Genomic DNA, 13,133 nt, shown 5'->3' on the forward strand with positions numbered 1-13,133 from the left:
TCAGCAAGCGAGAATGTCACTCGCTTAACAGATGCCCCATCTTAGCGGCTTTGGTATCCAGATAGTGTTCATTCTTCGGGTTACGGCCAACAATTAGCGGCACACGCTCCACAATATTGATCCCAGCTTCTGTCAGAATTTCCACTTTCTTCGGGTTATTGGTTAGCAGACGGACTTCATCCACGCCCAATAATTTGAACATATCAGCACACAAGGTGAAGTCACGCTCGTCCGCCGCAAAGCCTAACTGATGGTTGGCTTCGACGGTGTCATAGCCCTGATCCTGCAACGCATAGGCGCGGATCTTATTCAACAGGCCGATGTTACGTCCTTCCTGACGATGGTAGAGCAGAATACCGCGTCCTTCTTCAGCGATATGCGTAAGCGCCGCTTCCAGTTGAAAGCCACAATCACAACGCAGACTGAACAGCGCATCGCCGGTCAGACATTCGGAATGAACACGTGCCAGGACAGGCGTCTGGCCTGAAATATCGCCAAAAACCAGTGCGACATGATCGTGTCCGGTTGCCAGTTCTTCAAATCCCACCATCAGGAAATCACCCCAGGGGGTTGGCAGTTTGGCTTCTGCCACACGTTTAAGCTGCATGTAATTCTCCAGATTATGCTGGCACTGCGCGTGCCGTCGCCTGTTGGCTTCTGTATTGCACTATTTTGCCATAAGGCAAGGGTGTTCACCTAATTGCAGCAACGCATTCATTTCCGAATGGCACAAAATTGTCAATTTCCCCGGTGTGCGGATTTTTCAGTTATGATTGTGGGACTTATCGACGAAAGGAGACGCAATGCTGTCTATTGCCAAGCGAACCACTGTAGGCGCAGCACTGTTACTGATTATGCCGGTTTCCGTATGGATATCCGGCTGGAGCTGGCAGCCTGGACAGAATGTCTGGTGGTTAAAATCCTTATACTGGGTAACTGAAACGGTGACGCAACCCTGGGGGATTATCACCCATGTTGTTCTCTGTGCGTGGTTTTTGTGGTGTCTGCGATTTCGTCTGAAAGCTGCTTTTATGCTATTTGCGATCCTGGCGGCGGCTATCTTAATTGGCCAGGGTGTGAAATCCTGGGTTAAAGAGAGGGTGCAGGAGCCCCGGCCATTTGTTCTGTGGCTGGAAAAAACGCACCATGTTCCGGTAGATGAGTTCTACACTTTAAAACGTAAAGATCGCGGACACTTAGTAAAAGAGCAGTTGTCCGGGCAGCAGGATATTCCGCCTTTTTTACGTAAGCACTGGCAAAAAGAGACCGGTTTTGCTTTCCCTTCCGGGCATACCCTGTTTGCTGCCAGTTGGGCGTTACTGGGTGTCGGGTTGTTATGGCCACGCAGGCGCACGCTGACGATTGTGTTCTTACTCGTCTGGGCGACCGGCGTAATGGGCAGTCGTTTGCTTCTGGGCATGCACTGGCCGCGCGATTTGGTTGTTGCGACGCTGATATCGTGGCTGCTGGTAACGCTGGCAACATGGTTTGCACAGCGAATATGTGGACCTCTGACACCGCCCGTCCAGGAGACAAAGGAAATAGCGCAGCGTGAGCAATAACGCAGACCGTGATTGATTTTTCAAATTTAGCCCTCAAATCATACAGCGTAAGGCGCTTTTCCGTTTCGCACTCGTCGTGAAAATGGTAATTTAAAAGGCTTAACGCGGTAAGTTGTACACGATTTATTCGCTCAAACCACATAACGGGAAGTAATGTGAAATATTTACTCATTTTCTTACTGGTGTTGGCGATTTTTGTTATTTCGGTGACATTGGGTGCGCAAAACGATCAACAGGTAACGTTTAATTACCTGCTAGCTCAGGGTGAGTATCGTATCTCCACGCTGCTTGCTGTATTGTTTGCAGCAGGTTTTGCGATTGGTTGGTTAATTTGTGGCCTGTTCTGGCTAAAGGTTCGTGTGTCTCTTGCGCGCGCCGAACGCAAAATTAAACGCCTGGAAAACCAGCTTGCGCCTGCGACCGACGTTGCGGTAACTGCCGACTCGTCGGTTGTGAAGGAATAATTATTTATGTTGGAGTTGTTGTTTCTGCTTTTACCTGTAGCCGCTGCCTATGGGTGGTATATGGGTCGCAGAAGTGCGCAACAAACTAAGCAGGATGAAGCTAACCGTCTTTCGCGCGACTATGTCGCCGGGGTTAACTTCCTCTTGAGCAACCAACAAGATAAAGCGGTGGATCTGTTCCTCGATATGTTGAAAGAGGATACAGGCACCGTTGAGGCTCATCTCACCCTCGGAAACCTGTTCCGCTCACGCGGTGAAGTCGACCGCGCTATCCGTATCCACCAAACCCTCATGGAAAGTGCTTCGCTGACTTATGAACAACGTTTGTTGGCTGTGCAGCAGTTGGGACGTGACTACATGGCTGCCGGGTTGTATGACCGTGCGGAAGACATGTTCAATCAGCTAACTGATGAAACGGATTTCCGTGTGGGGGCATTGCAACAACTGTTGCAAATCTATCAGGCAACCAGTGAATGGCAAAAAGCCATTGATGTTGCAGAACGTCTGGTGAAACTCGGCAAAGATAATCAGCGTATTGAAATCGCGCATTTTTACTGTGAACTGGCCTTGCAGCAAATGGGCAGCGACGATATGGATCGCGCCATGGCATTGCTGAAAAAAGGAGCCGCTGCAGACAAAAACAGTGCTCGTGTCTCGATTATGATGGGGCGCGTTTACATGTTGAAGGGTGATTACGCGAAGGCCGTTGAATGCCTGCAACGCGTGATCTCCCAGGATAAAGAGTTGGTCAGTGAAACGCTGGAAATGCTGCAGAGCTGCTACCAACAGCTGGGTAAAAACGATGAGTGGGCGGAGTTTTTACGCCGTGCGGTCGAAGAAAACACCGGTGCTGCCGCTGAGTTGATGCTGGCTGATATTCTTGAGGCGCGCGAGGGTACTGATACTGCACAGGTTTATATTACCCGTCAGTTGCAACGTCATCCGACGATGCGTGTGTTCCATAAACTGATGGATTACCACCTTAATGAAGCAGAAGAAGGGCGCGCAAAAGAGAGTCTGATGGTCCTGCGCGATATGGTTGGTGAGCAGGTGCGCAGCAAGCCGCGCTATCGTTGCCAGAAGTGTGGGTTTACTGCTTATTCGCTGTACTGGCACTGCCCATCGTGCCGCTCCTGGTCAACCATTAAGCCAATTCGCGGTCTGGACGGGCTTTAATTTTTAAAAAAAATTCACTTTAGTTACAACATACTTATTTATTTTTCTTCAACCAGCCCTCAGGCTCCTGTGCCACATCGCTTCGCAGAAATGTAAACGCGCCTGTTAATTTTCTATTACCACAGGTAGAATGCACGCCGTTTACCCATTTTGCGCCGTTCGTGCGCCCATCATCAAGAAGGTCTGGTCATGACGTTTACTGCTTCATCTTCTTCCCGTGCTGCTACTGATTCTCCCGTCGTTGTCGCGTTGGATTATTCAAAACGTGATAAGGCATTAGCGTTTGTCGACAGAATTGATCCCCGAGATTGTCGTTTGAAAGTGGGCAAAGAGATGTTCACGCTTTTTGGACCTCAATTGGTACGGGATCTGCAACAGCGTGGCTTCGACGTCTTTCTGGATTTGAAATTTCATGATATTCCCAACACCACGGCGCATGCCGTCGCGGCAGCTGCTGACCTTGGCGTCTGGATGGTAAACGTGCATGCTTGTGGTGGGGCACGAATGATGACCGCTGCTCGCGAGGCATTACGGCCTTTTGGTAAAGATGCGCCACTGTTAATTGCAGTGACGGTCCTGACCAGTATGGAAGCCAGCGACCTTGCCGATCTTGGTGTGACGTTGTCACCTGCGGAGCATGCTGAAAAGTTGGCGCGTTTGACGCAAAATTGTGGGTTGGACGGGGTAGTATGCTCGGCGCATGAAGCGGTGAGGTTCAAGCAGGCGTTTGGACAGACATTCAAGCTGGTGACGCCAGGCATTCGTCCTGAAGGTAGTGAGGCGGGTGACCAGCGCCGTATTATGACGCCACAGCAGGCGCTGGCCGCTGGTGTGGATTATATGGTGATTGGTCGTCCAGTCACGCAGTCGGAAGATCCGGCGCAAACGCTGAAGATGATCAACGCCTCTCTGAATCGAGGTGCATAAATGAGCGACTCAAACTCTCGACTGGTTTATTCAACTGAGTCCGGACGAATTGATGAACCCAGAGTGGTAGCAGAGCGTCCGAAGGGCGATGGCATTGTTCGCATCCAGCGCCAGACCAGCGGTCGTAAAGGTAAGGGCGTTTGCCTGATTACCGGTATTGATCAAGATGACGCTGCACTTGTTAAATTGGCCGCAGAGCTGAAAAAAAAATGTGGTTGTGGTGGGGCAGTGAAGGACGGTGTAATTGAAATTCAGGGTGATAAACGCGACCTGATAAAATCGCTGCTGGAAGCCAAAGGAATGAAAGTTAAGCTGGCCGGCGGCTAATAAAAAAGCCACGGATGCTCTCCGTGGCTTCTCTAATAATACAAACCTGAAAAAGTAAACGTATTATTATATCGAGCCGTTCAACCGTAAATTATTTACCCACCTGGTGGCCGATAATACCACCTACTGCAGCACCACCCAGCGTACCCAGCGTGCTGCCGTCAGTCAGGACTGCACCGCCTATCGCACCTGCACCAGCACCTATCGCAGTGTTACGGTCACGTTTGGACCAGTTAGAGCAGGCACTCAAAGACATTGCTAGTGTAATCGCCAGAATGGCAGCGGTCATTTTTTTGCTCGTTACTAACATAATACTTTCTCCTGAATTATTGAATCACGGAATCCAGTTCACTTTAATGATAGCGCCAAAATAGGACGACTAAAGATATTTCCGCGAAACCGTTTAGCGCAGGACGTTACAATCAAATCCTGAGGTGACTGTTCGCTCCTGTTATATCGCTAACATTAATTCTACGACTTTATCCTGTTAACGACAGGTAAAAAGTCTTAATTGGACTGTCGGATAAGTCTCAGAGAGAAGATGATCTGCCCGCGGACAAATCATCTGCTGAAGTATTATGCGTGAGCATCAATGATATTGACGGTTAAACCCGAGTGTTCAAGTTGCATTTGCACGCTGGCGCTGAGTCTGGAGTCCGTGACTACGCGACTGAATCTGTCTAACGGGCCCAGCGTGTATGGATGAATGGCCTCAAATTTAGAGCTATCGGTGAGTACAATCACCTCAGCGCCTTTTTCCAGAACCGCATTAACCACATCAGAGCGCATCATATCACGCCCGGTGAAGCCGGTGTCAGCCTGCCAGCCGTCAATACCGATAAAGGCTTTACTGAAATGTACCTGCTGAATAAATTGGCGAGTCAGCGGTCCGACCATGCTCTCGCTTTTTTTCTGATAGATCCCACCGAGGAGAATGACTTCACACGGTGTTTCTTTGAGCAGGTGCGCGATGTAGCTACTGACCGTGATGATGGTGACATCTTTTTGTTCTGCCAACGTTCTGGCCAGCAGCGCATTGCTGCTGCCATTTTCAATAAAGACGGATTCACCAGGATTAACCAGTGACGCCGCAAATTCGGCCAGTTCACGTTTAAGGGTGAAATTGGTCATCATGCGCGTTTCGACATCATCACTGTTCAGTGACACCGCAAAACCGTGCGCACGGCGCAAGTAGCTCTGTTTTTCCAGTGTGTTCAGATCCTGTCGAATCGTCACTTCAGAGACACCGGTGATTTTAGCCAGGTCGGCCACGCTCATCTGACCTTTATCGATCACCATCTGCAAAATAGATTGTTGTCGGGAATTCATAGTATTAATTTTTATAGCGATATCGTATCGGAAATTAAACGGTAGCTGCGTTATCTGAAATCTGATGGCTACAGCGACATAACGTGAGTGAAGTCATCAGATTTCCCACGGGGCCTTCGGTTTTTTTGACACAGACGCTGTATCTTCTTTGACCGTATCTAACAGTTCAGCCTTGAGAATTTCGAGATTGTGGATCGCTGAGTGGTAATCGCCTGCAACGAGAATATCCAGCACAGTATCAATGCGCTCGGCCAGACGTTGTGCGTCGGTATCAGACATGGTCATCATCCTAATGTCAAAAAGGTTTGAATTTCATGATGCAGAAATTCATGCCAAAAGAGAAGGGAAAAATAGTATTAACATGAATGATTGGAGAATATTATATATTCTGTGATTACATACAGATATGATCATCACGTAGTGTCCATTTATGGCTATTTTTCACGTTTATCCCTTGCACTTTTCTTGTTGCGTTATCGCAATTTTTTATTCAGATGACGTTTATACCAACGTTCAAATGCAGCGGCTGGCATTGGCTTGGCGAACAAAAAACCCTGACGTTCATTGACGCCATTTTTGGTCAAAAAAGCATCCTCTTTCGTACTTTCAACGCCTTCAGCTATCACCTGTAGGTTAAGCGCCTGCGCCACTGCGACAATAGCGCGCACCAGCGACTGTGAAATGGGTTGTTTATGAATATCCCTGACGAACGCCTGGTCCAGCTTAATGGCATCAAGTGGGAAGCGGGCCAGTTGAGACAACGATGAATAACCCGTCCCAAAATCATCTAAATGGATCTGTGCCCCAAGCTGGCTAAATTGCTGAATAACGGACAGTGCCAGGTGTTCGTTTTCAATTAAACTGCTCTCGGTCAATTCGACATCGATAGGGCAATATTCAAAATTGAGATCGTGAAGCACCTGTTTCAGGTCGGTAAACAGCGTCTGATCGGCAAGCTGGCGAGCAGAAACGTTCACGGCCACTCGCAGATTAATCCCTTTATCGCGCCACTTTGCGACCTGACGAACAACGTCGAGAATAACCCAGCGCCCCAGCGGCACAATCAAGCCTGATTCTTCAGCGTAGGAGATAAACTCCAGCGGAGGAATGAGACCACGTTCAGGGGACTGCCAGCGCACCAGCGCCTCCAGACTACGTACTTCACCACGCCATGTTATTTTCGGCTGGTAATGAATCAACAGTTGATCGTTTTCCAGCGCCTTACGCAAGTTGGTATCCAGCCAAAGATACTCAAAGACTCGCTGGTTCATTTCCGGAGAGAAAACGCAGAATTGTCCCCGTCCGCCTTCCTTTGCGGTATACATGGCAGTATCGGCATTGCGAATAACGCTCTCGCAGTCGTGTCCATGCTGTGGTGCAAGGGAAATTCCAATCGAACAACCGGTATAAACCTCAATCAGGCCAATTCGGAAGGGCTGACGCAAACGGGTCAAAATACGTGATGCCGTGGCTTCCAGCGCCACTTGAGATGTTTGAGTCGCGAGGACAATAAACTCATCGCCACCAAAACGGGCCAGTAACTGGTTATCATCAAGACAGCTGAGAATTGCCAGTGACACGCTTTGCAACAGTTGATCGCCGAACATATGTCCGTAGGCATCGTTTACTTTTTTGAAATTATCCAGGTCGAGGTACACAATACCAACCTGGGTATCTCCTGCATTCTCAATGGCTTCAGTGATCAGTTCATGAATCGCATTCCGATTAGGTAATCCGGTAATGGAGTCGGTATTTGCCAGAACTCTCAGGCGTTCCTGAGCACGCCGTTCTTCGGTGATATCGGTACCTGAGCAGATTAGAAATATTTCGTTCTTACCGCTGCCGTTGTGCACAAATTTATTGCGAAACAGAAACAGTCGCTGACCTTTACAGGTCTTCACCCAACGTTCGACTTCATATGAGTTACCTTCGCGAAAGAAAACATCGATGTTGCGTCTGGAGGCTGCGGCTTCGCGTCGACTCATAAACAGCGTGAAGACACTTTGACCAATCACTTCGCGTTCTTTGAGTCCGGTATATTCTTCACACAGGCGATTGAAACGCTGAATGTTCCCCATGCGGTCAAGGATGACAATAACGGAGTTGGCTTCAGAGACCACCTGTTCGGCAAAAGAAAGTCCTTGTGCCAAATCGCGGGCGACCGGAGGGGTATCATCCCAGGCGGATGCACTTCCGGCCCATTCGCGTTTATTTATTTTCCGCCCGACCAGGTGAACAGGGATATCGTCATCTTCAATCGACAGTGTTATTAACAGGCTTGACGTGATGACCGTCATCTCCCGAATGCGGTCGGCTTGCTCAGGAGATAATTCGATGTTTTGGTTCGTTTCTGCCGCTTCGTCAATAGAGAAATGCAGGATGTCGCAATCCTCTGACAAACGCCAGTAGGGGTTATGGGTGCCCACATAGCTATACAACGTAGCCAGCTCCCGAACGTCTTTCATGATGTGTACTATCCCGTTTAAAGCGCATAGAGCCTCAAAAGTAAGGGTAGCCATAATTCAAAGGGTGATGATGGCTGAACATATTGTTTTATTTATATATTTATGTGTAATCCAGATTCAGGAAAAAGCAAAGCTGGCGAACGGAAAATAGTAAAAAATAAATCTGACTGGATGGAAGAAGTGTAGTGCGTGGCAGGCAATTGGTCGGGAAAAAAGAAAACGACCTTTCACAAAAGAGAAAGGTCGTTGAGTTAATGCGTATTATACGGCAGGGCGCGCGATGACGCTGCGGGTTTCCATCCGCACTTCGGCGATGGTGACATCAATGACATCAGTAACTTTGTAAACCACCTCACCTTTGATCTGGACCGTACCACTTTCCTGGCTACACACCAGTTCATCACGAACCGCGTGCAGGAAGGGGGCCGGAATAAAGGCTACCGCGCCGTTATCAATTAAACGTACACGCATACCACCACGGCTGACATCAATAATCTCGGCCGCAAAGCGGGTGTCGGTGCCGGCTTTGTCATTCAGAAAACGTGCATACAGCCAGTCACCCACATCACGCTCGGCCATGCGGTTCAGGCGGCGACGTTCAGCCATCTGCAAAGTCGTATCATCCTGCGGGCGGGAAATTGTCTCACCTTTGATGATGGCCTTAAGCAAGCGATGGTTGATCATGTCGCCATATTTACGGATAGGCGAGGTCCAGGTGGCATAAGCTTCCAGGCCCAGACCAAAATGCGGACCCGGCTCGGTGCTAATCTCAGCGTAAGACTGGAATCGGCGGATGCGGCTGTCGAGGAAACCGGAAGGCTGCGCATCCAGTTCACGACGCAGTTTACAGAAGCCTTCCAGCGTCAGGACCTCTTCAGCATCAACGTGCATACCATGGGTTTTCAGTAGGGCAGCCAGTGCTTCTGCGTTAGCCGGATCGAATCCCATATGCACGTTATAAATACCAAAGCCCAGCTTGTCGCGCAGTACGCGGGCAGCACAAATGTTCGCCGCAATCATGGACTCTTCCACAATGCGGTTCGCGATGCGGCGCGGTTCCGCCACGATATCCAGTACTTCGCCTTTTTCACCGAGAACAAAACGGTAATCCGGGCGGTCTTTGAATACCAGAGCGTGATTATGGCGCCATTCGCCACGACTGAGACAGATACGGTGCAGCAGATGGATCTGCTGTGCAATTGCGTCATTCTCCGGCTGCCAGTCACCCGTGCCTTCAAGCCAGTCAGAGACATTGTCGTAGGCCAGCTTCGCTTTCGATTCAATCGTTGCTGCGAAGAAGGTGATATTGTCTTCGATCGTGCCGTCAGCAGTGATGCTCATGCGGCAGGCCAGAACCGGGCGAATTTCGTTAGCACGCAGAGAACACAGATCGTCCGAAAGCTCGCGCGGCAACATTGGGATGTTGAACCCCGGCAGGTAGTTGGTAAATGCACGAATTTTTGCAATGTTATCCAGCTTACTGCCTTCAGCAATCCAGGCGGTAGGATCGGCAATCGCGACGGTTAACTGCAATTTACCGTCCGTTTGTTCTTCGGCGTAAAGCGCGTCATCCATGTCCTGCGTACTGGCGCTGTCGATGGTGACGAAGTTCAGTGCGGTTAAGTCCTCGCGCACCAGACCCTCATCCAGCATCTCAGTGGCGATGCCATCGGGTGCTTCTTTTTCCAGATTATGGCGAGCCAGTGTGACCCACCACGGAACGAAGTGATCGTCAGCGAAGGTAATAAATTGGGTTAACTCGGCGTAGAAGGTGCGGTCGCCTTTTAACGGGTGGCGACGCATTTCTGCAACAGCCCAGTCACCTTCTTTAAATTCATGTTCAACGCCACGCGCGGCGCGGCAGGGAATCGCATCTTTCAGGAGCGGATGATCCGGCACAATGGACAGGCGGTCATTCTTACCCTGAACTTTGCCCACGAAGCGCGTCAGGAACGGCTCGATCAGTTCTTCCGGTTCGGCAGATTCGCGATCTTTTTCCGTATGGATAACCGCCACAATGCGGTCGCCATGCATCACTTTTTTCATCTGCGGCGGTGGAATGAAATAGCTTTTTTGTGCATCGACTTCCAGGAAGCCAAAGCCTTTTTCCGTGGCTTTTACCACCCCTTCAGCACGTGGCGTCTGGGAATGTAGTTGCTGTTTAAGCTGCGCTAGCAGCGGGTTGTCCTGAAGCATAATTGTCTATTTTCGTGGCTGAAAGAGCGGCTGACAGTTTTACGCGAATCTGCCAGTCGCAGCAAGCGCTCTTTCAGCAAGTGGATCGGTTAATACGTCTCGCCCAACGCGATCTTCAAACGATTTAACCATCCGCACAATCCGCTCCAGGCCAGTACGTTAATTGCCTGTTCTGAAGATATACCCTGGTCGAGTAACGGAGTAAGCAGTGCGGTGCTAAAGCGATCGGGCGCCCGGGTTAGCCATTGTACCGCCTGCAGGGTGACGCGCTCAACCGGATGTCGTTGCTCCCAACGCTGTATTTGGCGCTCATCCTGGCGAAGTACGGTAATAATCTCAGTGAGCTCAGTGAGCTCAGTGGCTGAGAGGGCGTACTCATTGAAGCAGGACACGCTACCGTTAATCCGCGATGTGAACAGCGTGGTCAGAGAAAATGTCCGTGATTGCACATCGCTGTGTAATGTGCTGGTAAAAAGCGCTTCAAATAACGCCAGTTCTTCAGGTGAGTGTTGAAGTAATGGCCTCAGCGCTTGCAACACAATGGGAGTATGGCTGGCATGTGCTTCTGCGCCGGCAAGATGTTTTTCAATTGGCAGGTCGGCGGTGTGCCACTGTGCTTCTTCTGCACTAAAGGGGGATGCCTCGGCAAATTGCTGAATATCAAGGCCTGGAATGCGTCGCACAGGATGGCCAAACCAGGCCTGAAACAACGCAACGACGCGGGCCTGAAAGCCGACAAAGCCAACGATTTGATTCATCAGAACACTGTCGCTGGTCGTGAGGCCAACCGCCTCCAGATGCTGGCGATCGCGTGAGCCGATGACGTCCGGAGAGCTGGCTAGCTGGCGAGCATATTGGGTGATTTGCGCCAGTCGGTGGTTGCTTTCCCTGGATGAATTAGGGCCAGGAAGGGGGGTCAGACGTGCAGCATAATGATTACATAAACGCTGTACGCCACAAACCTGTGCGACGGTTAAAGCGGTACTCATACGTTCATAGGCGCTGAACGTGTGCATTGAATCCAGAGAAACATGCACTGGGAAGAGAAGTTGAGCAAGTTTACGGGCAGGTTCTAACCAGGACTGAAAGGGTAAAAGCGCAACGGCAGGTATTGTCAGATCCAGCAAAAATCGGTCCTCTACGTGTGCGGCTTCGGGCACCAACGGTAGAACATCTTGCGGATATGTACTGGACTGTGTCTCATGATACCAGTGGCTTTTGCCTTCAATTCGGCGTTGTTCCATGGGCGTTCCTTGGTCTAAAAAGTGGCGACCCGGATACGTCGTCATACCTGTACGCCGGATCGTTTGCGCTGCGATATCCTGACGTAAGCGAATGAGGTGATGAAAGATTGTTAAGTGATAATAAATATCAGAAAAGCATATATAGCCACGAGCGAAGGAGAAGGGAGAGGAAAATAATGGGCGACGGAGCGTCGCCCATAGAGGAAGTCTGAAAGATTATTTCAGTTCCAGTTCGTTCATTGCGGCGATGCTGAAGCCGCCGTCAACGTGAACGACTTCACCGGAGATACCGGCGGACAGGTCTGAGCACAGGAATGCCGCAGAGTTGCCCACATCTTCAATGGTAACGGTACGACGAATCGGCGTAACCGCTTCGCAATGTGCCAGCATTTTACGGAAATCTTTGATACCGGAAGCCGCCAGAGTACGGATTGGGCCGGCGGAGATTGCGTTCACACGCACGCCTTCAGGACCCATCGCGTTAGCCATATAACGAACGTTGGCTTCCAGAGAGGCTTTCGCCAGACCCATTACGTTGTAGTTCGGGATCGCGCGCTCTGCACCCAGGTAGGACAGCGTCAGCAGTGCAGAACCAGGGTTCAGCATTGAACGGCATGCTTTTGCCATTGCAACAAAGCTGTATGCGCTGATGTCATGAGCAATTTTAAAGCCTTCGCGGGTGACCGCATTCACGTAGTCGCCATCCAGCTGGTCAGCAGGTGCGAAACCGATGGAATGTACGAAACCGTCGAATTTCGGCCAGACTTTGCCCAGTTCAGCGAACATGGTGTCGATGCTGGCGTCTTCAGCCACATCACACTGCAGTACGATGTTGGAACCCAGCTGAGCGGCAAATTCTTCCACGCGGCCTTTCAGTTTGTCGTTCTGGTAGGTGAACGCCAGTTCAGCGCCTTCGCGGTGCATCGCCTGTGCGATACCATAGGCGATGGACAGTTTACTGGCAAGACCGGTCACCAGAATGCGCTTACCGGAAAGAAAACCCATAGCTTTAATCCTTATAGTCATTACTTATTTTTTTAGCAATCAATGAGTTATGATTGCAATTTCAAGGTCACTCGAAATTGGTGTGAAATTATATCCCACTCTTTGCCCCTTGTGTCACGATCTTTCTCTGCTATTCACCAGACGGTGAGCAGCAGTAATCGGCATTTCAGAGGGCAGGGAATCGTTGTCAGCACCTGGTGGCCTGTCACTATTCATTGCACGTGAGGAGTATATCACTCCCCCCTGGTTCTGCCTCATCCAACCAGAGAAGAGCAGGGGTATAAGGTGAAAATACAAGGCGTCAGAGGGTTAAAATGGTATGATCTGACCTCTAGTCGATGTTTTAACACATATCAATGTAAGAACATTCTTAAAACAAAAAATATGACCATATTCATTTAGTTATGATATATTGTTTTTATCGATCAATATCGATTC

The 13,133-nt window shown here is 49.9% G+C and carries 13 protein-coding genes; 5 read left to right on the top strand and 8 right to left on the bottom strand.

Annotated elements, in window-relative coordinates; all coding sequences use genetic code 11:
- Positions 1-16 precede the first annotated feature (16 nt).
- Positions 17-607 carry a GTP cyclohydrolase II gene (gene ribA, locus EHN13_RS07550; protein ID WP_005126450.1) on the bottom strand — a complete coding sequence of 197 codons (591 nt, stop codon included), beginning with the start codon at positions 605-607 and terminating at the stop codon, positions 17-19.
- 196 nt (positions 608-803) lie between these two features.
- Here ribA and pgpB point away from each other — a divergent pair, with 196 nt between their 5' ends.
- The 5 genes from pgpB (at position 804) to yciH (ending at position 4,456) form a co-directional block, all read left to right on the top strand.
- Complete coding sequence (gene pgpB / locus EHN13_RS07555; protein WP_124021162.1) at positions 804-1,562, top strand: phosphatidylglycerophosphatase B; 759 nt, start codon at positions 804-806, stop codon at positions 1,560-1,562.
- Between the two features lie 155 nt (positions 1,563-1,717).
- On the top strand, positions 1,718-2,026 hold the full coding sequence (locus tag EHN13_RS07560) for a LapA family protein (RefSeq protein WP_005126452.1): 309 nt from the start codon (positions 1,718-1,720) through the stop codon (positions 2,024-2,026).
- Positions 2,027-2,032: 6 nt separating this feature from the next.
- Positions 2,033-3,202: a lipopolysaccharide assembly protein LapB gene (gene lapB, locus EHN13_RS07565; RefSeq protein ID WP_005126454.1), complete on the top strand. Its 1,170-nt coding sequence runs from the start codon at positions 2,033-2,035 to the stop codon at positions 3,200-3,202.
- Positions 3,203-3,391: 189 nt separating this feature from the next.
- A complete protein-coding gene (gene pyrF / locus EHN13_RS07570; RefSeq protein WP_124021163.1) occupies positions 3,392-4,129 on the top strand; it encodes an orotidine-5'-phosphate decarboxylase in 738 nt (245 codons plus the stop codon).
- Positions 4,130-4,456, top strand: coding sequence for a stress response translation initiation inhibitor YciH (gene yciH, locus EHN13_RS07575; RefSeq protein ID WP_048211503.1), 327 nt, complete (start codon positions 4,130-4,132; stop codon positions 4,454-4,456).
- Between the two features lie 91 nt (positions 4,457-4,547).
- On the opposite strand, the gene osmB is transcribed toward yciH, so the two are convergent.
- From osmB to fabI, 7 genes are all read right to left on the bottom strand, one after another.
- A complete protein-coding gene (osmB, locus tag EHN13_RS07580) occupies positions 4,548-4,766 on the bottom strand; it encodes an osmotically-inducible lipoprotein OsmB (protein WP_003020583.1) in 219 nt (72 codons plus the stop codon).
- A gap of 266 nt (positions 4,767-5,032) precedes the next feature.
- Complete coding sequence (gene yciT, locus EHN13_RS07585; protein WP_048211504.1) at positions 5,033-5,785, bottom strand: DNA-binding transcriptional regulator YciT; 753 nt, start codon at positions 5,783-5,785, stop codon at positions 5,033-5,035.
- A gap of 96 nt (positions 5,786-5,881) precedes the next feature.
- Positions 5,882-6,064, bottom strand: a complete 183-nt coding sequence (locus EHN13_RS07590) for a YciZ family protein (protein WP_048211505.1) — start codon at positions 6,062-6,064, stop codon at positions 5,882-5,884.
- Positions 6,065-6,258: 194 nt separating this feature from the next.
- Positions 6,259-8,250, bottom strand: a complete 1,992-nt coding sequence (gene pdeR / locus EHN13_RS07600; protein ID WP_061068002.1) for a cyclic di-GMP phosphodiesterase — start codon at positions 8,248-8,250, stop codon at positions 6,259-6,261.
- A 261-nt stretch (positions 8,251-8,511) separates the two neighbouring features.
- Complete coding sequence (locus tag EHN13_RS07605) at positions 8,512-10,446, bottom strand: exoribonuclease II (protein WP_119922088.1); 1,935 nt, start codon at positions 10,444-10,446, stop codon at positions 8,512-8,514.
- Positions 10,447-10,535: 89 nt separating this feature from the next.
- Entirely contained in the window at positions 10,536-11,690 is a 1,155-nt protein-coding gene (locus tag EHN13_RS07610; protein ID WP_124021164.1) for a carboxymuconolactone decarboxylase family protein, read from the bottom strand.
- A 216-nt stretch (positions 11,691-11,906) separates the two neighbouring features.
- A complete protein-coding gene (gene fabI, locus EHN13_RS07615; protein ID WP_005126472.1) occupies positions 11,907-12,695 on the bottom strand; it encodes an enoyl-ACP reductase FabI in 789 nt (262 codons plus the stop codon).
- Between the last annotated feature and the right edge of the window lie 438 nt (positions 12,696-13,133).

The organism is Citrobacter youngae, assembly GCF_003818115.1.
Taxonomy (GTDB): Bacteria; Pseudomonadota; Gammaproteobacteria; order Enterobacterales; family Enterobacteriaceae; genus Citrobacter; species Citrobacter youngae.

Coding starts and splice junctions, on each gene's coding strand:
- fabI (WP_005126472.1), bottom strand. CDS start 12,695: ATGGGTTTTCTTTCCGGTAAGCGCATTCTGGTGACCGGTCTTGCCAGT.
- ribA (WP_005126450.1), bottom strand. CDS start 607: ATGCAGCTTAAACGTGTGGCAGAAGCCAAACTGCCAACCCCCTGGGGT.
- yciH (WP_048211503.1), top strand. CDS start 4,130: ATGAGCGACTCAAACTCTCGACTGGTTTATTCAACTGAGTCCGGACGA.
- EHN13_RS07610 (WP_124021164.1), bottom strand. CDS start 11,690: ATGGAACAACGCCGAATTGAAGGCAAAAGCCACTGGTATCATGAGACA.
- pyrF (WP_124021163.1), top strand. CDS start 3,392: ATGACGTTTACTGCTTCATCTTCTTCCCGTGCTGCTACTGATTCTCCC.
- yciT (WP_048211504.1), bottom strand. CDS start 5,785: ATGAATTCCCGACAACAATCTATTTTGCAGATGGTGATCGATAAAGGT.
- pgpB (WP_124021162.1), top strand. CDS start 804: ATGCTGTCTATTGCCAAGCGAACCACTGTAGGCGCAGCACTGTTACTG.
- EHN13_RS07605 (WP_119922088.1), bottom strand. CDS start 10,446: ATGCTTCAGGACAACCCGCTGCTAGCGCAGCTTAAACAGCAACTACAT.
- pdeR (WP_061068002.1), bottom strand. CDS start 8,250: ATGAAAGACGTTCGGGAGCTGGCTACGTTGTATAGCTATGTGGGCACC.
- EHN13_RS07590 (WP_048211505.1), bottom strand. CDS start 6,064: ATGTCTGATACCGACGCACAACGTCTGGCCGAGCGCATTGATACTGTG.
- lapB (WP_005126454.1), top strand. CDS start 2,033: ATGTTGGAGTTGTTGTTTCTGCTTTTACCTGTAGCCGCTGCCTATGGG.
- osmB (WP_003020583.1), bottom strand. CDS start 4,766: ATGTTAGTAACGAGCAAAAAAATGACCGCTGCCATTCTGGCGATTACA.